The sequence below is a fragment of the Bradyrhizobium sp. CB1015 genome, assembly GCF_025200925.1.
Taxonomy (GTDB): domain Bacteria; phylum Pseudomonadota; class Alphaproteobacteria; order Rhizobiales; family Xanthobacteraceae; genus Bradyrhizobium.
Genome location: NZ_CP104174.1, coordinates 2,791,011 through 2,813,415, shown reverse-complemented (window position 1 = coordinate 2,813,415; position 22,405 = coordinate 2,791,011). Strand labels below are relative to the sequence as shown.

Below are 22,405 nucleotides of genomic sequence, written 5' to 3'. Positions count from 1 at the left end.
CCGGCTCGTTCATCCTTCGAGGCTCGCTCTGCGAGCACCTCAGGATGACGAGATCGAACACCGCACACCAGAATTAACCGGAGGATCCCATGAACATCCGCTCCAACCCGCAACAGACCGTCCCCGCCGTCACCACCGGCCCGCTGCCCTCCTCGCGCAAGATCTTCGCGAGCCCCGACGCCGCGCCCGATCTGCGCGTGCCCTTGCGCGAGATCATCCTCTCCGAAGGCGCGGGCGAGCCGAACCTGCCGGTCTACGACACCTCGGGCCCCTACACCGATCCGCACCAAACCATCGACGTCAACGCCGGCTTGGCGCGCAATCGCAAGCAATGGGTGCTGGAGCGCGGCGGCGTCGAGGAATATGAGGGCCGCCAGATCAAGCCGGAGGACAATGGCAATCTCTCCACCGACAAGGCAGCGCGCGCCTTCTCGGCCTATCACAAGCCGCTGCGCGGCCTCGACGGCCACAAGGTGACCCAGCTCGAATTCGCCCGCGCCGGCATCATCACCAAGGAGATGATCTACGTCGCCGAACGCGAGAACCTTGGCCGAAAGGCACAGCTGGAGCGCGCCGAATCAGCGCTCGCCGACGGCGAGAGCTTCGGCGCCTCGGTGCCCGCCTTCATCACACCGGAATTCGTGCGCGACGAGATCGCGCGCGGCCGTGCCATCATCCCCTCCAACATCAACCACAGCGAGCTCGAGCCGATGATCATCGGCCGCAACTTCCTGACCAAGATCAACGCCAATATCGGCAACTCGGCGGTGACCTCGTCGGTCGAGGAAGAGGTCGAGAAGATGGTGTGGGCGATCCGCTGGGGCGCCGACACCGTGATGGACCTGTCGACCGGCCGCAACATCCACACCACGCGCGAATGGATCCTGCGCAACTCGCCGGTGCCGATCGGCACCGTGCCGATCTACCAGGCGCTGGAGAAGTGCAACGGCGATCCCGTCAAGCTGACCTGGGAGCTCTACAAGGACACGCTGATCGAGCAGTGCGAGCAGGGCGTCGACTATTTCACCATCCACGCCGGCGTGCGCCTGCAATACATCCACCTCACCGCCAACCGCGTCACCGGCATCGTCTCCCGCGGCGGCTCGATCATGGCGAAGTGGTGCCTGGCGCACCACAAGGAAAGCTTCCTCTACACCCATTTCGACGAGATCTGCGACCTCATGCGCAAGTATGACGTCTCGTTCTCGCTCGGCGACGGCCTGCGTCCGGGCTCGATCGCGGATGCCAACGACCGCGCGCAGTTCGCCGAGCTCGAAACGCTCGGCGAGCTGACGAAAATCGCGTGGGACAAGGGCTGCCAGGTCATGATCGAGGGCCCCGGCCACGTGCCGATGCACAAGATCAAGATCAACATGGACAAGCAGCTGAAAGAGTGCGGCGAGGCGCCGTTCTACACGCTTGGACCGCTGACCACCGACATCGCACCGGGCTATGACCACATCACCTCAGGCATCGGTGCCGCCATGATCGGCTGGTTCGGCTGCGCCATGCTCTGCTACGTCACGCCGAAGGAGCATCTCGGCCTGCCCGACCGCAACGACGTCAAGACCGGCGTCATCACCTACAAGATCGCCGCCCACGCCGCCGACCTCGCCAAGGGCCACCCCGCCGCGCAACTGCGCGACGACGCCCTCTCCCGCGCCCGCTTCGAATTCCGCTGGACCGACCAGTTCAACCTCGGCCTCGATCCGGACACCGCCAAGAGCTTCCACGACGAGACCCTGCCGAAGGAAGCCCACAAGGTCGCCCATTTCTGCTCGATGTGCGGCCCGAAATTCTGCTCGATGAAGATCACGCAGGACGTACGGGATTATGCGGCGACGCTGAACGATCCGAACAGCGTGGGGATGTCGATGCAAGGCACCGCCGAAGACGGCATGGCGAAGATGAGCGCGAAGTTCAAGGAGATGGGCGAAAGCCTGTATCTGGATGCGGAGAAGGTGAAGGAGAGCAATCGGGTGTTGTAAGCATCCTCCTGCTTACCAAGCTCACCTGGGCATCTATCCAAACATGAAAGCCGGGCAAATTGCCCGGCCTTTTCTCGGAAGCATCGCTTCAAGAAATCGTTTTCTTCAATAACGGCTGGTCCTCTTTGACCGCGGGCAAGCATTCCGCTTCCTAAGGGAAGCGCCGATTGACCTCCTGCCAGATGACCTGCAGACAGGGGAATGCAATCCGCGACTTCCAGTAGAACCAGATCGCCGTGCCTAGATCCTCGGGATAGGCTGCCGCGACCGGTGGCGCGCAGAATCGGATGATCCGTAGCCCGGATGGAGCGAAGCGCAATCCGGGACCACTTTTCCTTCGAACCGGCTCCCGCATTGCGCTTCGCTCCATGCGGGCTACGACGCGACGGACGATTGACTTGGCTGACACCCACCGCCTCCCCGACCAACTCCGCCCCAACCTCCGCCTCGTCTTCGTCGGCACCGCCGCCTCGACGCGCTCGGCCGAGCTCGGGCACTACTACGCCCATCCCGGCAACCGCTTCTGGCGCGCGGTCCATGAGGCCTGGATCACGCCGCGGCGCTGTCAGCCAACCGAGTTCGCCGCGCTGATCGCGCTCGGGATCGGCTTCACCGATCTTTGCAAGACGGGCGCCTCGACAAAATCACGCTCCGCGCTTATCCTAATGATATGAACATCATTCGCCGCACGCTGGACATCGACGCCGAAACCGACGCGCGTTTGCGCGAGATGGCCGACGAGCGCGGGCAGGATGTCGCCGCTGTGCTCGCGGAGGCCGTGGCGCTGCTCGATTCCGTGGTCGATATCTCCGGCCCCGACATCGCCGAGGATCGCCTGCGGCTGGATGATTTCCGCAAGAGCGGCGCCGCCGTGCCGCTCAATGAGGTGAAGGACTGGGTCGCGAGCTGGGGCTCGGCGAAGGAGCTGCCGCGGCCGGTGGCGCGCAAGATTGGATGATCCTGCTTTCGCCCGACGCTGTCGAGGACGTCGAGCGACTGCGGCTTTTTCTCGATCAACACAGCCCGGCCGCCGCGCAACGCGCGCTCGCTTCGATCTGGCGGGCGATCGAACAGTTGGAGGAGTTTCCCAACCTGGGCATGCAGACCGAAGACGCCGAGCTCCGCCAGATCGTGGTTCGCTTTGGCGCGTCCGGCTACATCGTGCGGTATGCCGTCTTGGCGGAAACGCAAAACATCCTGATCACGCGGATATGGCACGGCCGCGAAGCCCGCAAGAAGGACGAGTAAGCGTAGCCACGGACGATTGACTTGGATGCAACTCACCGCCTCCCCGACCAGCTCCGCCCGAAGCTCCGCCTCGTCTTTGTCGGCACCGCCGCCTCGACCCGCTCGGCCGCACTCGGGCACTATTACGCCCATCCCGGCAACCGCTTCTGGCGCGCGATCCACGAGGCCGGGATCACGCCGCGGCGCTATCAGCCGAGCGAGTTCGCAAGCCTGATCGAACTCGGGATCGGCTTCACCGATCTCTGCAAGACCGGCGCCGGGATGGATCACCAGATCGCGGCGGAGACGATCGACGTGCCGGGGTTCAGGGCGAAGATGGACAAGTATCGGCCGCACACGATTGCGTTCACGAGCAAGAAGGCGGCGAGCCTGTTTTACGGCAGGCCGTCGGCAGCGATTGCGCTGGGGCGGCAGGTGCGCGAGGAGAGCGGGCCGGAGATATTCGTGCTGCCGTCGCCCTCCGGGGCTGCGTCAGGCAGTTGGGCGCTGGAGCCCTGGCGCGAGCTGGCGGCGTGGATTGGTCGCGCACGCTGAACGGCTCCTGCCGGATTGCATCTGCTCTCGTGTCCCGGGCAAGCGTAGCGCAGACCCGGGACCCAGAAGCTTCGGCACGGTCGTCATGGGCCCCGGCTCTGCAGCGCATCACGCCGCACTGGACGATGCTTCGCATCGCCAGGGGCGCGCTGCACTGCGTCCGGGGCACGCTACCACCGATATCAGCCCGCGGGCGGTTGCAAGCCTGCGGCTGCGGCGATACGACTTGAGGTGGACGTCCCCGATACCAAGCCCAGGACACCACCGCAATGAGCGATAATCTGACCGGCGTCTGGGACGGCAGCTACATCCAGCCGGGCGTCGGAATGATCACGTTCACGGCGACCCTGGTGGAGACCGGGGGCGCGCTCGGCGGGAGCATCACCGAGCCCTGCATGATGCCGGACTGCCCGCTGAGCACACACAATTCCTGGATTGCGGGTCATCGCTCCGGTAGCGCGGTCTCGTTCGTCAAGCGCTACGACCCGCCCGGCTTCGGCTACGACCGTGTCACCTATGACGGCACGGTGAACGCCGATGCGACCGAGATCGACGGGCGCTGGCACGTGTCGGGCTATACCGGATCGTTCCTGATGATCCGCGCCAGCAAGCCTGCGCAAGCGGTTACGACCGAGACGCGCGCCAAGGAACCAACCCGCTAAGGGGCGCAACGATGCTGACGCTTTACTCCTACCCAGAACTCTTCGGTGTCGCCGACAACAACGGCTACGGCCTCAAGGTTTACGCCTTTCTCAAGCTCGCGGGCGTGCCGTTCGTGCATGAGCACGTGTTCGATGCCTCCGCCGCGCCGCGCGGCCAGCTGCCTTACGTCGCCGACGACGGCGAGATCATTGGCGACAGCGAGACCATCATCGCGCATGCGATCGCGAAATATCGCCTGACGATCGATGCCGGCTTGTCGTCGGAGCAGCGCCGCACCGACCACTTCGTGACGCGCATGCTGGACGATCTCTACTGGGTGATGTCCTATTCGCGCTGGAAGGACGAGCGCTTCTATCCCGCCTTCCGCGACGCCTTCATCGCGCAACATCCGCAGATCGATGCGGCCGGTTTCGAGAAGGCCAAGGCCTACAACGCGCAGCGCTATCACTTCCAGGGCATCGGCCGCTACACGCCCGAGCAGGCCTACGCGCGGGGGCTCGCCGACTTGCAGGTGCTGGCGGACATCGTGCCGGCGCAAGGCTTCGTGCACGGCGCGGCGCCGAGGAGCGTTGATGCCGGCATCTACGGCTTCATCGCCAACATCCATTACTTTCCGATCCCGACGCCGCTGAAGGCCTTCGTCGATTCGCACGCAAACCTCGTCGCGCATTGCGAGCGGGTGCATGCGATGGTCGAGACATCGTAGGGTGGCTTACGCTCCGCGGATTCGCTTCGCGCATCCGCAGTGCTAACCCACCCTAAGGCACCTCGCGTTACCGCATCGTGATCGCAAGCCCGCTGAGATCCGCATTCGCCATCAACCCGACCTGCGTGCCGGTCAGCTCCAGCACCGCGCCCTTCTGGTTGGTCAGCACGATGGCGCGGGCGCCGGCGCCGACCGCGAGGCCCGCACCGGCGGCGCCGTAGACGCCGGCAACGTCGGAGGGGCGATTGATGTTGGAGACGCGGCCGCGCAGCACGGTCTTGGATCCGCCGAACACCAGGCCGTAGTCGAGGCCGCCGGTGGAGAGGGCGTAAGTGCGGCCGCGGAAGTTCAGCACGCCGGAGCCGCCCGAACCGCCGATGATCCAGCCGGCCTTGTAGATCGTCAGCGTCACGAAGCCGCTGTCGGCGCGAGCGCTCGTCGAGAGGCCGGCCAGAGCGGCAATGGCGAGGCACGCGGCGCGGAGGATGGATGCGAGCTTCATGGGAGACTCCGGGGGCTGCTTTTTAGGGGGAAGCGAATCAGACAGAGCGAATCTATCCGATCGATCGCGGCGGCAACATGATGGGGCGCGGCTGTGCGCTCGGATTCTCCGTCATTGCGAGCGCAGCGAAGCAATCCAGAATCTTCGCCGCGGAGCCAGCCTGGATTGCTTCGTCGCAAGAGCTCCTCGCAATGACGGGGTCAATGGCCTCGGGGGAGAGGCGAAAACCACCATCGCCATCATGCCATAATGCCCCTGTCTTGCCCGACGGAGCAAGCCATCACTTCTCCGAACTCGAATTTCCAAAAATCCTAACGATCTCCGCAGCATCCCTACTGTGCATGGGGTTGTTTTCGCACTTTTTGTTTGGAGCAGCCCCGGCCTGCCGCTACGCTCACCCCTCCGCCCCGTCCCGAGGTGATCCCATGCCCATCCACCATTTCGCGCCCCCGCCGCACATCAAGGCGCCGCCGCTGTCCTTTGCGACGCGGGTTGACGACCTCCTGTTCGTCTCCGGCATTCCCGGCTTCGACGCATCAGGCGCGCTGCCCGATGGCTTCGAGGCGCAGTTCGCCAATGTCGTCGTCAACATCAAGCGCGTGCTGAGCGAGGCCGGCGCCGGCATGCACGATCTCGTCAAGGTCAACGTGCTCCTGACCCGCGCCTCCAACGTTGCCGCCATGAATGCGCTCTATGCCGGCGCCTTCGGCCCGCCGCCGTACCCGGCGCGCACCACCTGCGTGGTGCAGGCGCTGCCCGATCCGAAGATGCTGATCGAGATCGAGGCGATCGCCTCGCTGGCCAAATAAGCGCCAGCTAAGCTGCGTGTGGCCTATCGGGCACGCAGCCAAACCAAATGCTTTGGGGCCAGCTGACATGTCCGTGAATGGCGGCTCCCCCGCTTGCAAAGGGCCTGCTTTTACCGCACGAATTTTTTCGGTCCCATGTCCCCAAGGAGATACTTCATGCGTCGCCTTCTCGCGCTCTGTGCCGTTGCCGGCATCGCCAGTTCCGTGTTCGCCGTGCCCGCCTCCGCGAAGGTCGGCTATTACGTGATCCGCTGGGACAATACCGGCATCTGCCAGGTCTGGAACGAGGACCTGCAGTACAAGCCGTTCCAGCTCGGGGCCTCGACCTACAAGGCCGTCAGCAAGCCGCTCCCGACCTTCCAGCAGGCCTCGGACCTGCAGATCAAGATGCGCGCCGAGCGGAAGTGCACGCTCTGAGCTCTACGCGAGAGATCGCGTTTGATGGGCGGGTCGCGCGAGCGATCCGCCCTTTTCCTTTGCGCTGCCCTGAAGCATTTCCCGGCCGAAATCGCGCGTGTCCCGCGCACATTCGTTGAACCTCGGCGGCCGGTGGAACTACTCACATCTTGTCCGGGGCGCATGCCAAGAGCGTCCCGCACCACCCCTCCCCGTCATTGTCGGGAGGCGCATCACATCATTCATTTGAGGAGCTGATCATGCGTCGTATTTCCATGCTGTGCGCTGCCGCGGTCCTTGCCGTCACTGCGTTCGTTGCAGCTAGCCCTGCCGAAGCCAGCTATCATCTGATCCGCTGGCAGGACACCGGCTTCTGCCAGATCTGGGACGAGAGCATTCCGACCACGCCGTGGCCGGCCGGCTATCACCGCGCCAGCGCCAGCGTGCCGACCTTCCTCGACGCGCTCGCGGTGAAGGACGCCGCGCTCAAGAGCGGTAGCTGCACCTGGTAAAGTTTCGATCGGCGGACGAAGAGCCGGGCAAGGACGCCAGCGTCCTTGCCCGGTTGTTTTTGTGCCTGCGTGAACGCGGGCCGTGGCGGCTTCACGCGTCCTTGTGCGCGCCGGGATGAATCAGGATGTCGCGCGCGGCGGCGAGGTCGATGAAGGCTTCGGCGCTGCCGCCCTGGTCGGGATGCAGGCCCTTGGCGGCGCGGCGATAGGCCTGGTTGATATCCTCGCAGGTGAGCTGCACGGCGAGCGGCAGCCCGAGCACCTTGCGGGCGCGATCCTCGCTGGAGAGCTTCTTTGGCGCGGCGTTGCGGCGGCCGAAGCGCGGCGCGGTCAGATCGTGCACGACCTCGAGCACCACACCGAGACGACGCTGCGCCGCCAGCATCACGCTGTGATCGTCATTGTCGACGGCCTGGCGCAGCACCGGCAGCGCCTGCTCGGCGGCCTGACGCAGCGTGACATCGCTGCTCATCCGCGCGATCTCGGCCACGAGCCGGCCGGCCTCGGCCCAATCCGGCGATTGCACCGACCGCAGGCGTTCCAGAGCGAGTTTCCAGGAGTCGAGCCGTTCCATCATGCGCGCAAGGTTTAGCAATCAAGATCAGTATGCCAAGGCCGCCGTTTCCGACCCCTTAATATCGAGTTAGCGTTTCGTGAAACTTCGAAACGAAAACGGGAGGAATATGCCCGCATCGTCAATATCGGCTCGATCCAGTCCTTCGTGCATCCGCGCACGCCGAGCTCGGCGGCCTACACCACTTCGAAACACGGCGTGCTCGGCTTCACCAAGGCGCTCGCGGTCGAGCTCGGCAACGAAGGCGTGCGCCTCAACGCGATCGGCCCCGGCTTCATCGAGACCAACCTCAACGCCAATGTGCGCGCGACCAATCCTGCGCTGGTGCAGGCCTTCATCGACCACACCCCCGCTGGCGCGCACCGGCAAGCCCGAGGATATCGTCGGCCCCGCGGTGTTCCTCGCCTCCGATCTGTCGGCCTATGTCACCGGAACCATCGTGATGGTGGACGGCGGCGACCGGACGGTGTGAGGGGCCCGTCACTCACCAATCGCGGCGGCATCTGGGCATTCTCAAGATCAATTCGGTGCAGCACCCCGCAATTAACCCTTCATTAACCAAAGCCGCCCACCGTAGATTCACGGCTTGGGGGTCGTTGGTTCTCGATCCGCTTCCGACGATGGAAGCGGGCGTTGATCGGGAGGTGTGTTGATGACCACTGTTCATGTCGCCACGTCCGAGCCGGACGCACAATTCCTTGCTCCAAACCAGATCGTTCCGCTTCTGATCGGCGCCACGGTCGACGAGGTCGAGCGTGAGCTCGTGCTCCAGACGCTGGCGCGCTGCGACGGCAACCGCACGCGCGCCTCGCGCGTGCTCGGCCTTTCGGTGCGCACGCTGCGCAACAAGATCAGGCTCTACGCCGCTTCCGGCATCGACGTGCCTGCCTATCAAGACTAGCGCGCGAGGACGCGCCGCTGGATCAGTCCGCCGGCGATGACCGCAAGCGCGATCATCGCGACCGAGGCGGCGATCAGCTCGATGGCGCGGAGCAGGAAGGCCGTCATGACAGCCCATAGCGGTTGCGGCTCATCAGCGAATGCGACCGGGACGATGTCGGGCACCAGCAGGTGATCAAGGCCGAGAGAAGCCACGAGAATGCCGGCGAACAGGCAGAAAATCGTCCACGCTGCGCGCATCGCTCGCTCCTCGGTATGGCCGCGCGCGATCGATGACATGGCCGCTCGCCCCGCCGATTGATGTTGATCAAGCCCGGCACGATGCGCGCGCAGAATTGCTGCTGTCGTCAAACGCCGCTAAGTAGCTTGCTCCAGGTGAAGGGAGCGATGGCGTGGCAGACGACCAGGGACGACGGCCGGGGCCTCAGGGTCCTCGTGGGCGGCAAGGCGAGCCGGGACGGCCGGGGCCACAAGGTCATCCGGGCCGGCGCGGCCTCGACGGCGCGCGCGGCAAGCCCGGGCCGCAGGGCAAGCCGGGCCCGGTCGGAAAGGCCGGACCGCCCGGCAAGCCTGGTCCGCAAGGCAAGCAGGGCGAAGCCGGTCCGCGTGGGCCAGCCGGCGCGCCGGGACCGGCGGGGCCGCAAGGCCCGCGCGGCGAGCCGGGTCCGCCCGGCCAATTGCCGTCGATCGAGCAGGTGCTGCCGTGGCTCGACCAGCTCTTCGACGCCTGGGACGAACGGCGCCGCCAGCGCGAGCGCGAAGCCGCCGAGCGCGAAGCGCTCGAAGCCGCCGTCCAGGAGACCGACGAGGCAATCGTCGATGACGCGGGCGATGACGGCGACGATCACAAGAAGAAAAAGAAAAAGAAGAAGCACGGCCACAAGGAATAGCCGACCAGTCTATTTGGGTTGATCCTCACGCCGCGGCAGCATGCCCATGCGCTCGAACTGCCAGCGCATGGCGCGATACCAGAGATAGCCGACCGCAGCGCCGCACAGGGCGAGGATGATCACATTCGCGCTCGAGAACGAACCGCTCCACCACATCATCCACGCGGTCCACAGCAGCGTGAAGACGATGGCACCTGCTTTCAAGGGAAGAAGGGGGCGGCTCATGTCGTGCTCCGGGCGATCAAAACCCCGGCCGCCATCATCGCAAGGCGAGGCAGCAGATACCGTGAGCCAGATCACGGAGCACCCTCCTGAGCTCACGTACCGAAGCGCAGCCGCGAGCGCTCTTTCGCCTTTTCCGCCTCAACCTCGCGGTCGCGCGCCGGCGCGTTTGTATGCAGCGAAGTCAGGAGCTTTCGCGCGGCCTCGGAGACCTCGGCCACCGCACGCTCGAACGCCGCCTCGTTGGCCTGCGACGGCTTGTTGAAACCCGACAGCTTTCGCACGAATTGCAGCGCGCTGGCGTGGATCTCATCCTCCGTCGCCGGCGGCTCGAAGTTGAACAGCGTCTTGATGTTGCGGCACATGCACACTTTCTCCGGATATTCCCTCGAGGACGGTTGGCTGAGGGGAAATCCTACATCCTTCCCGCATTTGTGCTAGGTTCCGCCGCAAAGCGGCCGGCAGACACGAGCCGCACGGGGAGAGGAACATGAGAGCTTCTTGCGTGGCGCTGTCGGTCATCCTGCTATCGATCTCGACGTCAGGATGGGCAGCCGACTATCCGCCACCGAAGCAGGGCGACTGGATCGCCCGAGATTTCAAGTTCCACACCGGCGAGACCATGCCGGAACTGAAGCTGCACTACACCACGGTCGGCGAGCCCTCGGGCCAGCCCGTGCTGGTGCTGCACGGAACAGGCGGGTCGGGCGCGAGCATGTTGACGCCTTCCTTTGCCGGCGAGCTGTTCGGCCCGGGGCAGCCGCTCGACGCCGCCAAATATTACATCATCATTCCCGACAATATCGGCCACGGCAAATCGTCGAAGCCCTCCGACGGCATGAAGACGAGCTTTCCGAAATACAACTACGAGGACATGGTCGAGGCGCAATATCGCCTGGTGACGGAAGGCCTCGGGGTCAAGCATCTGCGGCTCGTGATCGGCAATTCGATGGGCGGCATGCACACCTGGCTGTGGGGCGAGAAATATCCGAAGGCGATGGACGCGCTGATCCCGATGGCCTCGCAACCGACCGAGATGGCCTCGCGCAACTGGATGCTGCGGCGGATCATGCTCGATACCATCCGCAGCGATCCCGACTACAATGGCGGCAATTACACCGGCCAGCCGCGCATGATGAAATATGCCATCACCGCCTACGGCATCGCCAGCATCGGCGGGACGCTCGCCTATCAATCGCAGGCGCCGACCGCGGCCAAGGCCGACAAGATCGTCGACGAGCGGCTCGCGATGCCGATCACGACGGACGCCAATGACTTCGTCTATCAATGGGAATCCTCGCACGACTACAATGCGAGCGAGAAGCTGGAGGCGATCGAGGCCTCGTTGCTGCTGATCAATTCCGCCGACGACGAGCGCAACCCGCCCGAGACCGGCCTCACGGACGCTGCCATGAAGCGCGTCAAGAACGGCCGCCTCTATCTGATCCCTGCGAGCACCGAGACGCGCGGCCACGGCACCACCGGCAATGCAAAGTTCTACAGCGAGCAGGTCAGGCAATTGCTACAGACCGCGCCGCAGCGGTCGATGTAGCACCAGCAGCAAGACGATATGTCGAAAGCCCGCTTTCGTAAGGCGGCACTCGCGCTTCCCGGTGTTATCGAGGGCGCGCATCACGGCCATGCCGACTTCCGCGTCGGCAAGCGCGTGTTCGCGACGATGGGCTACCCCGATGACACATGGGGTATGGTGAAGCTGACGCCGGACCAGCAGGCCATGCTCATCGATGCGGAGCCGGCGATGTTTCGCCCCGTGCCCGGCGCCTGGGGCAAGAACGGCAGCACGAATGTGAAGCTGGCGAAGGTCGATCAGGTAACGCTCCGAAGCGCGCTCGATATGGCCTGGCGCAATGTCGCGCCAAAATCGCTGCTCGCCTCGATCGAGACGCCATAGCGAAGATCATGCCGCAATGCATCATGCGCCGCGCCTCTCGCGCGCATATTATTTGAGCATGCAATGCGCTGACAGCTCGGGCTTAATCGCATCAACGATACGAATCGAATGCGGCGGAGGATCGCATGCGAAGGCTCGCACTATGCGTTTGGCTGATCGCGATGACGGCGCTGACGAGCGCTGCGTTCGCGTTCGACAACGGGCAATACGATCACGTACCGCCCGACATCCGCGCCTGGTTCAAGAGCGTGATCGCGCCGAACGGCGTGCCCTGCTGCGACATCTCCGACGGCCATCGCACCGACTACGACGTGCGCGCGGGCAGCTATTGGGTGCCGATCGAAGGGCAATGGATGGAAGTGCCCGAACGCGCCATCATCCGCGACCAGGGCAATCCGGTCGGCCAGGCCGTGGTGTGGTACGTTCACCACCGCGGCGCCATCATCATCAGCTGCTTCGTGCCGGCGGATGCGGTGTAGCGCGTCTTGATGAATTCCTTTGGCTGGAGACGGCCCGATCGGGTAGCTTGGAGCCAAGCTGAAGCGGAGGCACGCCGTTGACCGATCTTAGCGCCGAAGACCTCGCCACCATCTATGCCAAGCCGAGCCCGCGCGTGATCGCGAAAGCGCGTCCCGCGATCGATGCGCATGCGAAGAAATTCATCGAGATGTCGCCGTTCTGCGTGCTCGCGACATCGGGCGCGGACGGCAGCGTCGACGCTTCGCCGCGCGGCGGCGGCACCGGCTTCGTCCGCGTCGCCGGCCCCAACCAGCTGCTGATGCCCGACCGCTCCGGCAACAACCGCATCGACAGTTTCGCAACGTGGTCGAAGGCTCAGGCTTCGTGCAGTTGCTGTTCTTCGTTCCCGGCATCGACGAGACGCTGCGCGTCGGCGGACGCGGCACGCTGTCGGCCGACCCGGATCTGCTTGCCTCGATGGTCGAATTCGGCAAGCCGCCGCGCGCGGTGCTGAACGTCGCGGTCAGCGAAGTCTATTTCCACTGCGGCAAGGCGCTGATGCGCTCGAAGCTGTGGTCGTCGGACAAGGTGCAGCGCTCGGTGATGCCGAGCATCGTCACGGTCATTCACGACCAGACCGGCCTCGGCGAGCCGGCGAGCCAGGAGACCGTGGAAGAGCTCTACAAGACGCAGCTGTAGCTGGGGCGCTGCAATCACGGTGTCGTCCCGGACAAGCGCAGCGAAGCGGGGCGCACATCCGGGACCCATACCCACAGGGGGTGGTTTGGCGAAGACTCGGAGTTACCAGCTGCGCGCCACAATCGCTTCCTGTGGTTATGGATCCCTGCTCTCGCCGGGATGACACCGGGTGTGTGGCTGACGCGAGGCTTAGTGCCCGTCGCCCTCGAGCCCGCCGACATGCTTCTGGGTGTAGAGCTCGAGGCCGATGCGGCCGATCAAATCGAGCTGGGTTTCGAGGAAGTCGATGTGGTGCTCCTCGTCGCTCATCAGCTTCTCGAACAGGTCGCGTGTGACATAGTCCTTGACGCTGTGGCAGTAGGTCGCCGCTTCCTGATAGAGCGCCCGCGCGCTCATCTCGGCGGCGAGATCGCACTCAATGATCTCCTTGACGTTCTGCCCGATGCGCAGGGGGTCGAGCACCTGCATGTTCGGAAAACCGTCGAAGAACAGGATACGCTCGGTGAGCTTGTCGGCGTGCTCCATCTCCTCGATGGACTCCTTGCGCCAGACCTTGGCCATGTCCAACAGGCCCCAATTGTCGAGGAAGCGATAATGCAGCCAGTACTGGTTGATCGCAGTCAGCTCATGACGCAGCGCCTTGTTGAGATATTCGATGACCTTTGCGTCGCCCTGCATGGTTCACTCCAGCTCTTGCAGTCCAAATCGGTCCTAAACCGAGTTTAGAATGCTTCTAAATCACTTTGCGAACGAGGGCAACCGGCTACGGGAACACAGCCGGGGAAAAGCTCAGCCGGGATTGCGGAAGTTTTCAGCAGGCCGCGAGAGCAAACTCGGCGGGCTCGGCGGTCTCGTCGTTGGCGGCCACGGTGTGACTATGCGGACAGCCAGCGCAGCAGGACTGCGCGCAGGGGCCGAGCGCTTCGTCGATGATGGTCTTGATCGTCCGTGCGCAGCGGCCGCATTCGGCGCTGCAGCCGAGACACCCATAGACCTGCTTGGCATGGCGCACGGCATCGTCGGACTCGGCGACGGCGGCGCGGATGTCGTCATCGCTCAGCACGTTACAGGAACAAACGATCATGGAAGCAGCAGGCCCTTCGGTGATGCGCCATCATCGATATTTAACAGGCCGGCCGGATGCAAAAGGAAAAATAGGTATTTGAAGCTATTCCAAACTGGCCTGATCAAAGCCTAGAACGGCTCTAAAATAAGCTGTTGCGCTGGATCAAGATTGTGGCCGGACTAGTCGCCGCCACCGCCTCCTCCGCCGTCACCACCGCCTCCGCAGTCGCCGCCGCTGCTGCCGCTATCACTGCCCGAACAGCTGCCGCCATCAGTCGAGCTCCCCGAACTGCCGCCGGAAAACCAGCTTCCCAGCGAGAAGCCGTCACTCGTCCCGGAATAGCTGTTGTCCCCGCTACTCCCTCCGTCGCTGCCGGCGGTGGCGCGGGAGCGCCGTGCGCGGTTCTGGAGATGTGCGATCCAGCCGTAGCCGATCGCGAAAACGATCCCGGCCGCAATCAAGGCATTGACCATCGCGTTGCCCATCATCGTCTCCCGGTGGGGGCCCATACCAATTGGTCGTCTCGGGCAAAGGCGGCGTTCATTGATCATTCAAGCGAAATATGGAACCTTGCGGCCCAAAGGGTTCCCGCGTGTTCATCTGATAAGGTCAAGCCAATGAAGAAGTCGCTCCTGGCGATCATTGCCGTCGCCACCCTGGCCCTGATGGCCGGAACGCCGGCCCATGCCCAGCGCGGGGTCGCGGCAGGCGTGGCGGCCGGCATCATCGGCGGCGCCATTGTCGGCGGCGCATTGGCCTCTCCGTATTATTACGGACCCGGCTATGGCTACTATGGGCCGGGCTACTACCCGCCGCGCTACTACGCCCCCGGCCCGGGCTATGTTGCCGACGACTATTACGGCGGCTGCGTCTGGCAGAAGCAGCGCTTCTGGGATGGCTATGCCTGGCGCGTCCGTCGCGTCCGAGTCTGCGGCTGAGGCACGCCAAGCCGGTTGACTACGGATGTGCCATTCATCTCAGGGCCTGAAAAAGACCGCTTTTTCTCGTCACAGCTCCGTGTGCGTTTACCGTGGATTGACCATTTGCGCGCTTCCTAGCTGCAAGGCCAATTCCATCAGAGTGTGCGTGAACCTTTGAAACCCGGGCGCCTCTAACAGGAGGAACCCATCTCCCAGGAGAGCCAAGAGCATGAACAAGACTTTAGTTGCCGCCCTCACGGTTGCGACGGTCGCCGGTTCGCTGGTGACCGCCGCTCCGTCCGCGAAGGCCCATGACGGCGTCGGCGCCGGTATCGCAGCCGGCCTGATCGGCGGCGCCATCGTCGGCGGCGCGATCGCCTCGAGCCGTCCGGCCTATGGCGGCCCCGTTTACGTTGCCGAGCCCCCGCCGCCCGCGCCCTGCTATTGGCGTCGTGAGCGCTATTGGGACGGCTACGGCTGGGTCAGCCGCCCGGTTCGCGTCTGCTACTGATCTGATCGCAACGCGCTCATGAGCGCGGCGATCGAAAGCCCGGCCGAGCACCTCGGCCGGGCTTTTTCTTTGCTCATGCGCTATCGCGCCGCCTGGATCGCGCGCAGCACCTCTTCACTCGGCCAGCAATCGACCTTGAGTCCTGCCGATTTCTGATAGGCGCCGAGCGCGGCGCGCGTCTGCATGCCGGCCTTGCCGTCGATCTTGTCCTTGTAGAGTCCGATGCGCGTCAGCCCGCGCTGCATGGTCTCGACGTCCTTGGTGCGCAGCTGCTTCGAAGCCGACCAGGGCGTTGCGAAGGGCAGCGGGCTCGTCATGCGGTCGCTGAGATGGCCGACGAACAGCACGTAGAGATCGGAGAAATTGTATTCCTTGATGACGAAGTAGTTCTTCGTGGTCAGGAACGACGGGCCGTAGATGCCTTCGGGCTGGAGCAGCGAGGCCGGCTGCGCCTGCTCGGCCGCGCTGAGCTTTTGGCCGCGCACCGGGACAAAACCCTCGCGCAGCCATTGGCCGATCGGCTTCGTCACCTCCGGCACGCCTGTCGTGCAATCGACCTTCGCCGGCGCCTGCACCTCGTAGGCCCAGCGCAGGCCGCTCTGCCAGCCCTTGTTGACGAGCTGCTGCGCGGCCGAGGCCAGCGCATCCGGCACCGAGTGCCAGATGTCGATGCGGCCGTCGCCGTCGAAATCGACGCCATGCTTGTAATATTCGGACGGCAGGAATTGCGTGAGCCCGGTGGCACCCGCCCAGGACGAGCGCATGTCCTTGCGCGTCACCACGCCTTCGCCGAGGATCTTCAGCGCGAGGATGAACTCGTTGCGATACTGATCCTTGCGCCGCCCGACATAGGCCTGCGTCCCCAGCACACGCACCAGATCATAGGGCAGCGTGTAGCGGCCGTAATCGGTCTCGCGGCCCCAGATCGCAAGCATCATTGTTGCCGGCACGCCGGAGCTCTTCTCGATCTCGGTCAGCGCCGTGCGATATTTCTGCAGCAGCCGCTGGCCCTCGCCGGCAAGCCGCGCGATCGATGCTTCCTTGACGTAATCGGCCGGCACCTGCACGAACTCGGCCTGCGACGGCGCACCGGTCGCCGGCCGCCCCGGCAGGATCAGGTCGGGCAGCTTGTAATCGGGATCGAGCCCGCGTGTCTGCTCGTCGAACGTTGCGCGCGAGACGCCGGCCTGTTGGGCTTCCGGCCACAGCGAGGCGATGAACTGTGTGAAGGCGGCGTCGGCAGCACGGACGGGCGACCAACCGCAGGCGATGACGATCACCGCAGCGATGAGCGCCCGCCGCATCATGCAGCCATCACCGCGTCAGCTTCTTGTACTTCACGCGGTGCGGGATGATGCTGTCCTGGCCGAGCCGGCGCATCTTGTCCTTCTCGTAATCCTGGAAATTGCCTTCGAACCATTCGACGTGGCTGTCGCCCTCGAAGGCCAGGATGTGCGTCGCGATACGGTCGAGGAACCAGCGATCGTGGCTGATGATGACGGCGCAACCGGCAAAGTCCTCCAGCGCCTCTTCGAGCGCGCGCAGCGTGTCGACATCGAGGTCGTTGGTCGGCTCGTCGAGCAGCAGGACGTTGGCGCCCGACTTCAGCATTTTTGCCAGATGCACGCGGTTGCGTTCACCGCCCGAGAGCGCGCCGACCTTCTTCTGCTGGTCGGCGCCCTTGAAGTTGAACGACGAGCAATAGCCGCGTGAATTGACTTCCTTCTTGCCGAGCAGGATCAATTCGTTGCCGCCGGAGATCTCCTCCCAAACGGTCTTCTTGCCGTCGAGCGCGTCGCGCGACTGGTCGACGTAACCGAGATGCACGGTCTCGCCGACCATGATCGTGCCTGAGTCCGGCTTCTCCTGACCGGTGATCATCCTGAACAACGTGGTCTTGCCGGCGCCGTTGGGACCGATCACGCCGACGATGCCGCCGGGCGGCAGCTTGAAGGTGAGGTTGTCGATAAGGAGACGATCGCCAAAGCCCTTGCTGAGCCCCTCGAAATCGACCACGTTGGCGCCGAGCCGCTCGGCCACCGGGATGATGATCTGCGCGGTCTGGGTCTGCTTCTCGCTCGCCTTCTTGAGCAGCTCCTCATAGCGCTGGTAGCGCGCTTTCGACTTGGCCTGGCGCGCCTTGGGCGAGGACGCCACCCATTCCTGCTCGCGCGCGAGCGTCTTCTGGTGCGCAGCGTCCTCGCGTCCCTCCTGCTCCAGACGCTTCTGCTTCTGCACCAGCCAGGACGAGTAATTGCCCTCGTAGGGAATGCCGCGGCCGCGATCGAGCTCGAGGATCCAGCCGGTGACGTTGTCGAGGAAGTAGCGGTCGTGGGTGACGATCAGGATCGCGCCGGGATAGTTGCGCAGGTGGCCTTCCAGCCAAGACACGGATTCTGCATCGAGATGGTTGGTCGGCTCGTCCAGCAGCAAGAGCTCGGGCTGATCGAGCAGCAGGCGGCACAGCGCGACGCGGCGGCGCTCACCGCCAGAGAGCTTGGTCACGTCGGCATCATCGGGCGGACAGCGCAGCGCATCCATGGCCTGGTCGACCTTGCTGTCGAGATCCCACAGGCCCTGGGCCTCGATCTCGTCCTGCAGCTTGGTCATCTCGTCGGCGGTCTCGTCCGAATAGTTGACCGCGAGCTCGTTGTAGCGGTCCAGGATCGCCTTCTGCTTGGCAACGCCCTGCATGACGTTCTCGCGCACGGTCAGCTTGGGATCGAGCTGCGGCTCCTGCTCGAGATAGCCGACGCGGGCGCCCTCGGCGACCCAGGCCTCGCCGGTATATTCCTTGTCGAGCCCGGCCATGATCTTGAGCAGCGTCGACTTACCCGAGCCGTTGACGCCGAGCACGCCGATCTTGGCATCCGGGTAGAAGCTCAGATGGATGTTATCGAGCACCTTCCGGGTCGGGTAGCTCTTGGTCAGGCCCTGCATGAAATAGATGAACTGGCGCGCCATCGGTCCCGTGAAACCTTCGATTTGAGGAAATTTGCTTGCCGCCGATGTAACGATACCGCCCTCAAAGGGCAACGTTTTCCGTCCGTTCACCACGGATGAATACGGGACGGACACCATCCGGACCCAGATTCGGACAATTGAAACCATTTTTTAATAAAGCAGGCCAAAGCTCGGTTTCGCGCGGAAACAGCGCCACCCGCTCAGAACGAACGGGGAGCACAGCGAGGCCGCATCATGGCTCTGATCGAGACCCATTCTCTTCCCGTTCCGGCAGGAGCCGGGCGCACTTTCGGGTTCGCCTCGGAGATCAAGGCCTTCTGGAAGCGCTTCTTCGCCACCGCCTTCAATCCTTACCGGCCCGAGCTGCACTACATGCGCGGCCCCGGCCCCGCCTGGCGCGCCAAGCACGGCATGGATGCGCCGTTCCGCTTGAAGCCCCGCGACGTCTGAGCGATCTCCTATCGGGCTTTTGAAGACGCAGGCTGCTTGCGCGATGGCGCGATTGCGCGCAACCATGGCCAGGTTCCGACGACGGCGCCCGCCCGGTGCCCTCACCTCTCGCCATGGATGAACGCTGATGAGCCGGCTGCGCTGCGCAATCCTCGACGACTATTTCAACCTCGCCCTCGACGTCGCCGACTGGCCGAAACTGTCGGACCGCGTCGACGTCACCGTGTTCAGCCATCCCTTCACCTCCGAGCAGGCCGCAGCCAGCGCGCTCACCGCCTTCGAGATCATCTGCGCGATGCGTGAGCGCACGGCGTTTCCCAAGAGCCTGCTCGATCGCCTGCCGAAGCTGAAGCTGCTGCTGACGTCGGGCATGCGCAACGCCGCCATCGACATCGAGGCCGCGAAAGCGCGCGGCATCGCCATCGCCGGCACGCAATATTCCCGCGATCCGACGGCGCCGCTCACGATGGGCCTGATCCTGGAATTGACCCGCGGCATCGGCCGCGAGAACGCACGGATGCATGCGGGCGAATCCTGGCAGACCTTTGCTGGCGTCGAGATCGACGGTCTGACGCTCGGCATCGTCGGGCTCGGCAAGCTCGGCAGCAAGATGGCGGGCATTGCGAAGGCGTTCGGCATGAACGTGATCGCCTGGAGCCCGAACCTGACGCCGGAGAAGTGCGCTTCTGTCGGCGTCGGCTACGCCAGCAAGGAGGAGCTGTTTGCCAAGGCCGACATCGTCACAATCCACGTGGTGCTGAGCGAGCGCTCGCGTGGCCTCGTCAGCCGCGCGGATCTTGCGCAGATGAAGCCGACGGCCTTCCTGGTCAACACCGCGCGCGGGCCGATCGTGGATGAGCAGGCGCTGCTGGAAGCTTTGCAGCAGCGCAAGATCGCAGGTGCAGGCCTAGACGTGTTCTCGGTCGAGCCGCTGCCGGTCGACCATCCCCTCCGCAAGCTCGACAATGTCGTGCTGACGCCGCATCTGGGCTACGCCACCACGGACGGTCTGCGCATCCATTACGGCCAGATGGTCGAGGCGATCGACGCCTTCACCAAAGGCGGTGAGCTGCCGCGCAGGCTGGCCTGAAACGACGAGGGCGTGCCGACGGCACGCCCTTCGCAATCTCGTTGATGTTGAGGCGCTCAGCGCACGGTGACCGGCGCGGGCAGCGGCGGCACGACAGTGGGCTGCGTCCCCGGGACCGGGCCCGCCTGGGCGGACATCGGAGCCGGCCCGGTAGCGCTCTGCGTCGGCGCCGCGGAAGCCGTCGCCGTTCCCGGCGGCGGACCACCCGGCATCACGACAACGCGGGTGCCAACCTTGACGCGATCGAACAGGTCGGAGACGTCCTCGTTCAGCATGCCGATGCAGCCCGACGAGACGAACTTGCCGATGGTCGAGGGCTGGTTGGTGCCGTGGATGCGGTAGACGGTCGAGCCGAGATACATCGCGCGGGCGCCGAGCGGATTGCCCGGGCCGCCGGCCATGAAGCGCGGCAGATAGGGCTGACGCTCGATCATCTCGGTCGGCGGATGCCAATCCGGCCACTCGGCCTTGCGGGTGATCTTCTGCACGCCGGTCCAGGTGAAACCGTCGCGTCCGACGCGGACGCCGTAGCGGATCGCGCGGCCGCCTCCGAGCACGTAATAGAGGTAGGTGTTGGGCGTATCGACCACGAGCGTGCCGGGCGGCTCCTTGGTCTGGAACGCGACCTCCTGGCGGCGCAGGTTCGGCGGCAGCTGCACCGGCGCAGCATCGGGCTGCTCCTCGGGCGGCAGCGCGGCCAGCGTCATCGGCCGGCCATCGGCGCCGACGGGCGGCTGTCCGGCCTGGACCGTCCCGGTCGCGGCGGGACCGCCCACAGCCTCGGGCGGACGCAGGCCATCATTGGCGGGCGGCTGCTGAGCCGGACGGTCGGCGTAGATCACCGCCGGCGGACCGGCGGGCCGGCCATAGCGGGGATCGTCGGGCGACATCACGGGGCCCTGCGGCGCTGCCGAATAGACCGGCGCGGCGCCAGCCGGGCGACCGTAACGCGGATCATCCGGCGACATCACCGGGCCCTGCGGCGGGGCGGCCGAATAGACCGGAGGCGCGCCCATCGGACGGCCGTAGCGCGGATCGTCGGCCGGACCGGGCGGCGGCAGCGAGGCACGCGGCATCGCGTCGTCGTCTTCGTCGAGCGCGTCGAAATTCGGCACTCGGTCACCGGGCCGATATTCGGTCGGTGCGCCATAGCTTGGGGCCTGCTGGACCGGATAGCTCTGAGCCTGAGCGAGCGAGGTTCCCGCCGCAGCGACTGTTGCGGCAGCGCATATCGTCAGAAAGTGTTTGATCATCATCGCTCTTGTATAGTCCCCAAGCCCGATCGGACCGTTAACGGCCAGATGACGGAAGATAGCGGCACATTCAAGACATATCAGGCTTATTTGGGCCGGACTTGCCGTTTTGTGATCCGCAAGACTACCGTTGCCCCGTTGCATCACGGGGCTGAAATCGTATCGCGCCATCAATTGCCGCGATGTTGGGCCGCGATTTTAACGGAACGATGCGGAAGCCTTGCGATATGGTCGAATCAGCCTGATTCGCCACCTTTTTGAGCTCCGGTCCCGCGTGGCGAACGCGGCAAGCAGTACCGTCACCGCGTTCAGATGGCTCTTGGGCCCCGGCCACTCCGCCGCCGGGGCGGAAATTCGCAACCGCTCGATGCTTCCCGGCTTTCGCTTCCTGTTTGCCGCGATCCTGCTGTCAACCTCCATCCTGGTGTTCGGCCTAGGGACCGCCGCGCTGCTGCGGGCGACCCACCAGCAATATGTCAGCAACCCCGGCTGGCGGAACGGCCCGCAGGAGCAGGTGTTTGCGCAAGCGCCCGAGCCGGCCCAGCCGGTGCTCGCGGTGCTGCGGGCCGAGCCGGAGCCGCCCGCCGAGACCACGCCATCGCTCCGCGACCAGGTGCCGACCATCGCTCTGCCCCTGAGCGAGCCCGAACAGGTTGCCGCACTGGCGACCGAGACCGACGGTCAGCCCGAGGCCGCCGCGCCCCCGGCGGAAGTGCCGGCCATCGAGCCAACCAAGCCCGAACCAACCGTGGCAGCCGCAGCACCGGCTTCCACCGATACGCTGACCGCCGCCGACACCACGGCCGCGATCCCCGAGGCCCAGCCTACCGCAACCGCCAGCGAGCCGGCGCCTGTTGACCCCACCGCCGCCCTCGCAGCCGCTGCGATCGATGTCGCCTCGGCAAGGCTCGCCGCGCTGAATGCTGCCACGGTCGCGAACGATGCGCCGGCGAAGGTCAAGGCCGAGAGCACCAAGTCGGACAGCAAGGCGACCAAGCGCAAGGCCAAGGCCAAGAAGCGCCAGCGCGTGGTGCGTCGTCCGCCGCCTCAGCAGCTGCAGCAGCAGCTCGATCCGTTCGGTCAGCAACAGCCGGCTTTCGCGACAACAACGACCGCACGCACGCGCTGACTCTCCAC

The 22,405-nt window shown here is 64.9% G+C and carries 31 protein-coding genes and 3 pseudogenes; 23 read left to right on the top strand and 11 right to left on the bottom strand.

Features of this window, described 5'->3' with window-relative positions; translation table 11 throughout:
- The first annotated feature begins 89 nt into the window (after positions 1 to 89).
- The 7 genes and pseudogenes from thiC (at position 90) to N2604_RS12780 (ending at position 5,139) form a co-directional block, all read left to right on the top strand.
- Positions 90 to 1,988 carry a phosphomethylpyrimidine synthase ThiC gene (thiC, locus tag N2604_RS12810; protein ID WP_260374989.1) on the top strand — a complete coding sequence of 633 codons (1,899 nt, stop codon included), beginning with the start codon at positions 90 to 92 and terminating at the stop codon, positions 1,986 to 1,988.
- Between the two features lie 368 nt (positions 1,989 to 2,356).
- Positions 2,357 to 2,623 (top strand): annotated as a pseudogene (locus N2604_RS12805) (mismatch-specific DNA-glycosylase); the annotation flags it as partial.
- A 35-nt stretch (positions 2,624 to 2,658) separates the two neighbouring features.
- Entirely contained in the window at positions 2,659 to 2,946 is a 288-nt protein-coding gene (locus tag N2604_RS12800; RefSeq protein WP_260374988.1) for a hypothetical protein, read from the top strand.
- Positions 2,943 to 3,236 carry a type II toxin-antitoxin system RelE/ParE family toxin gene (locus N2604_RS12795; RefSeq protein WP_260374987.1) on the top strand — a complete coding sequence of 98 codons (294 nt, stop codon included), beginning with the start codon at positions 2,943 to 2,945 and terminating at the stop codon, positions 3,234 to 3,236. Before N2604_RS12800 ends, N2604_RS12795 begins: the two co-directional genes overlap by 4 nt.
- A 21-nt stretch (positions 3,237 to 3,257) precedes the next feature.
- Positions 3,258 to 3,770: a mismatch-specific DNA-glycosylase gene (locus tag N2604_RS12790; protein ID WP_260374986.1), complete on the top strand. Its 513-nt coding sequence runs from the start codon at positions 3,258 to 3,260 to the stop codon at positions 3,768 to 3,770.
- Between the two features lie 269 nt (positions 3,771 to 4,039).
- Complete coding sequence (locus N2604_RS12785) at positions 4,040 to 4,432, top strand: hypothetical protein (protein ID WP_260374985.1); 393 nt, start codon at positions 4,040 to 4,042, stop codon at positions 4,430 to 4,432.
- Positions 4,433 to 4,443: 11 nt separating this feature from the next.
- Positions 4,444 to 5,139: a glutathione S-transferase family protein gene (locus N2604_RS12780; RefSeq protein ID WP_260374984.1), complete on the top strand. Its 696-nt coding sequence runs from the start codon at positions 4,444 to 4,446 to the stop codon at positions 5,137 to 5,139.
- A 67-nt stretch (positions 5,140 to 5,206) separates the two neighbouring features.
- Here the strand turns inward: N2604_RS12780 and N2604_RS12775 are convergent, their stop codons facing one another.
- Entirely contained in the window at positions 5,207 to 5,641 is a 435-nt protein-coding gene (locus N2604_RS12775) for a hypothetical protein (RefSeq protein WP_260374983.1), read from the bottom strand.
- Positions 5,642 to 6,066: 425 nt separating this feature from the next.
- Here N2604_RS12775 and N2604_RS12770 point away from each other — a divergent pair, with 425 nt between their 5' ends.
- The 3 genes from N2604_RS12770 to N2604_RS12760 all read left to right on the top strand — a co-directional run bounded on the left by N2604_RS12770 (position 6,067) and on the right by N2604_RS12760 (position 7,358).
- A complete protein-coding gene (locus tag N2604_RS12770) occupies positions 6,067 to 6,450 on the top strand; it encodes a RidA family protein (RefSeq protein ID WP_260374982.1) in 384 nt (127 codons plus the stop codon).
- A 156-nt stretch (positions 6,451 to 6,606) separates the two neighbouring features.
- Positions 6,607 to 6,867, top strand: coding sequence for a hypothetical protein (locus N2604_RS12765; RefSeq protein ID WP_260374981.1), 261 nt, complete (start codon positions 6,607 to 6,609; stop codon positions 6,865 to 6,867).
- 239 nt (positions 6,868 to 7,106) lie between these two features.
- Positions 7,107 to 7,358 (top strand): hypothetical protein, encoded by a 252-nt coding sequence (locus N2604_RS12760; protein ID WP_260374980.1) that lies wholly within the window; start codon positions 7,107 to 7,109, stop codon positions 7,356 to 7,358.
- A gap of 91 nt (positions 7,359 to 7,449) precedes the next feature.
- Here the strand turns inward: N2604_RS12760 and N2604_RS12755 are convergent, their stop codons facing one another.
- The gene (locus N2604_RS12755) at positions 7,450 to 7,935 is read right to left on the bottom strand and encodes a J domain-containing protein (protein WP_260376216.1); all 486 of its coding nucleotides are present in this window, start codon (positions 7,933 to 7,935) and stop codon (positions 7,450 to 7,452) included.
- 144 nt (positions 7,936 to 8,079) lie between these two features.
- Between N2604_RS12755 and N2604_RS39770 the strand changes: the two are divergent.
- The 3 genes and pseudogenes from N2604_RS39770 to N2604_RS12740 form a co-directional block, all read left to right on the top strand.
- Positions 8,080 to 8,229 (top strand): annotated as a pseudogene (locus tag N2604_RS39770) (SDR family oxidoreductase); the annotation flags it as partial.
- A 1-nt stretch (position 8,230) separates the two neighbouring features.
- Positions 8,231 to 8,404 carry an SDR family oxidoreductase gene (locus tag N2604_RS39765; protein ID WP_260376442.1) on the top strand — a complete coding sequence of 58 codons (174 nt, stop codon included), beginning with the start codon at positions 8,231 to 8,233 and terminating at the stop codon, positions 8,402 to 8,404.
- A 180-nt stretch (positions 8,405 to 8,584) separates the two neighbouring features.
- On the top strand, positions 8,585 to 8,833 hold the full coding sequence (locus N2604_RS12740) for a helix-turn-helix domain-containing protein (protein WP_260374979.1): 249 nt from the start codon (positions 8,585 to 8,587) through the stop codon (positions 8,831 to 8,833).
- On the opposite strand, the gene N2604_RS12735 is transcribed toward N2604_RS12740, so the two are convergent.
- Entirely contained in the window at positions 8,830 to 9,111 is a 282-nt protein-coding gene (locus N2604_RS12735) for a hypothetical protein (RefSeq protein WP_260374978.1), read from the bottom strand. The genes N2604_RS12740 and N2604_RS12735 overlap by 4 nt on opposite strands.
- A 113-nt stretch (positions 9,112 to 9,224) precedes the next feature.
- On the opposite strand from N2604_RS12735, the gene N2604_RS12730 reads away from it, so the two are divergent.
- Entirely contained in the window at positions 9,225 to 9,722 is a 498-nt protein-coding gene (locus N2604_RS12730; RefSeq protein WP_260374977.1) for a collagen-like protein, read from the top strand.
- Positions 9,723 to 9,731: 9 nt separating this feature from the next.
- On the opposite strand, the gene N2604_RS12725 is transcribed toward N2604_RS12730, so the two are convergent.
- Positions 9,732 to 10,022: a hypothetical protein gene (locus N2604_RS12725; protein ID WP_260374976.1), complete on the bottom strand. Its 291-nt coding sequence runs from the start codon at positions 10,020 to 10,022 to the stop codon at positions 9,732 to 9,734.
- Positions 10,023 to 10,039: 17 nt separating this feature from the next.
- Positions 10,040 to 10,309 (bottom strand): DUF2277 domain-containing protein, encoded by a 270-nt coding sequence (locus N2604_RS12720; protein ID WP_036042121.1) that lies wholly within the window; start codon positions 10,307 to 10,309, stop codon positions 10,040 to 10,042.
- Between the two features lie 125 nt (positions 10,310 to 10,434).
- On the opposite strand from N2604_RS12720, the gene N2604_RS12715 reads away from it, so the two are divergent.
- The 4 genes and pseudogenes from N2604_RS12715 to N2604_RS12700 all read left to right on the top strand — a co-directional run bounded on the left by N2604_RS12715 (position 10,435) and on the right by N2604_RS12700 (position 13,014).
- Positions 10,435 to 11,496, top strand: coding sequence for an alpha/beta fold hydrolase (locus tag N2604_RS12715; protein ID WP_260374975.1), 1,062 nt, complete (start codon positions 10,435 to 10,437; stop codon positions 11,494 to 11,496).
- An 18-nt stretch (positions 11,497 to 11,514) separates the two neighbouring features.
- Complete coding sequence (locus N2604_RS12710; RefSeq protein WP_260374974.1) at positions 11,515 to 11,856, top strand: MmcQ/YjbR family DNA-binding protein; 342 nt, start codon at positions 11,515 to 11,517, stop codon at positions 11,854 to 11,856.
- Positions 11,857 to 11,981: 125 nt separating this feature from the next.
- Positions 11,982 to 12,335 (top strand): hypothetical protein, encoded by a 354-nt coding sequence (locus N2604_RS12705; RefSeq protein ID WP_172786774.1) that lies wholly within the window; start codon positions 11,982 to 11,984, stop codon positions 12,333 to 12,335.
- A 77-nt stretch (positions 12,336 to 12,412) separates the two neighbouring features.
- Positions 12,413 to 13,014, top strand: a pseudogene (locus N2604_RS12700) (MSMEG_1061 family FMN-dependent PPOX-type flavoprotein).
- Between the two features lie 189 nt (positions 13,015 to 13,203).
- Here the strand turns inward: N2604_RS12700 and bfr are convergent.
- From bfr to N2604_RS12685, 3 genes are all read right to left on the bottom strand, one after another.
- Positions 13,204 to 13,692 carry a bacterioferritin gene (gene bfr, locus N2604_RS12695; RefSeq protein WP_172786776.1) on the bottom strand — a complete coding sequence of 163 codons (489 nt, stop codon included), beginning with the start codon at positions 13,690 to 13,692 and terminating at the stop codon, positions 13,204 to 13,206.
- Positions 13,693 to 13,825: 133 nt separating this feature from the next.
- Positions 13,826 to 14,098, bottom strand: a complete 273-nt coding sequence (locus N2604_RS12690; RefSeq protein WP_172786777.1) for a bacterioferritin-associated ferredoxin — start codon at positions 14,096 to 14,098, stop codon at positions 13,826 to 13,828.
- Positions 14,099 to 14,259: 161 nt separating this feature from the next.
- Positions 14,260 to 14,568 carry a hypothetical protein gene (locus tag N2604_RS12685; RefSeq protein WP_260374973.1) on the bottom strand — a complete coding sequence of 103 codons (309 nt, stop codon included), beginning with the start codon at positions 14,566 to 14,568 and terminating at the stop codon, positions 14,260 to 14,262.
- A 129-nt stretch (positions 14,569 to 14,697) separates the two neighbouring features.
- On the opposite strand from N2604_RS12685, the gene N2604_RS12680 reads away from it, so the two are divergent.
- Positions 14,698 to 15,018: a hypothetical protein gene (locus N2604_RS12680; RefSeq protein WP_260374972.1), complete on the top strand. Its 321-nt coding sequence runs from the start codon at positions 14,698 to 14,700 to the stop codon at positions 15,016 to 15,018.
- 211 nt (positions 15,019 to 15,229) lie between these two features.
- Positions 15,230 to 15,511 (top strand): hypothetical protein, encoded by a 282-nt coding sequence (locus tag N2604_RS12675; protein WP_212375887.1) that lies wholly within the window; start codon positions 15,230 to 15,232, stop codon positions 15,509 to 15,511.
- Positions 15,512 to 15,591: 80 nt separating this feature from the next.
- On the opposite strand, the gene N2604_RS12670 is transcribed toward N2604_RS12675, so the two are convergent.
- On the bottom strand, positions 15,592 to 16,818 hold the full coding sequence (locus N2604_RS12670; RefSeq protein WP_260374971.1) for a lytic murein transglycosylase: 1,227 nt from the start codon (positions 16,816 to 16,818) through the stop codon (positions 15,592 to 15,594).
- A 7-nt stretch (positions 16,819 to 16,825) separates the two neighbouring features.
- Positions 16,826 to 18,475, bottom strand: coding sequence for an energy-dependent translational throttle protein EttA (ettA, locus tag N2604_RS12665; RefSeq protein ID WP_260374970.1), 1,650 nt, complete (start codon positions 18,473 to 18,475; stop codon positions 16,826 to 16,828).
- Between the two features lie 234 nt (positions 18,476 to 18,709).
- Here ettA and N2604_RS12660 point away from each other — a divergent pair, with 234 nt between their 5' ends.
- On the top strand, positions 18,710 to 18,925 hold the full coding sequence (locus tag N2604_RS12660; RefSeq protein WP_260374969.1) for a hypothetical protein: 216 nt from the start codon (positions 18,710 to 18,712) through the stop codon (positions 18,923 to 18,925).
- 127 nt (positions 18,926 to 19,052) lie between these two features.
- Positions 19,053 to 20,015, top strand: coding sequence for a D-2-hydroxyacid dehydrogenase family protein (locus tag N2604_RS12655; RefSeq protein ID WP_260374968.1), 963 nt, complete (start codon positions 19,053 to 19,055; stop codon positions 20,013 to 20,015).
- A 56-nt stretch (positions 20,016 to 20,071) separates the two neighbouring features.
- Here the strand turns inward: N2604_RS12655 and N2604_RS12650 are convergent, their stop codons facing one another.
- On the bottom strand, positions 20,072 to 21,268 hold the full coding sequence (locus N2604_RS12650; protein ID WP_260374967.1) for a L,D-transpeptidase: 1,197 nt from the start codon (positions 21,266 to 21,268) through the stop codon (positions 20,072 to 20,074).
- Positions 21,269 to 21,635: 367 nt separating this feature from the next.
- Between N2604_RS12650 and N2604_RS12645 the strand changes: the two genes are divergently transcribed.
- Positions 21,636 to 22,397, top strand: coding sequence for a hypothetical protein (locus N2604_RS12645; RefSeq protein WP_260374966.1), 762 nt, complete (start codon positions 21,636 to 21,638; stop codon positions 22,395 to 22,397).
- Positions 22,398 to 22,405 lie beyond the last annotated feature (8 nt).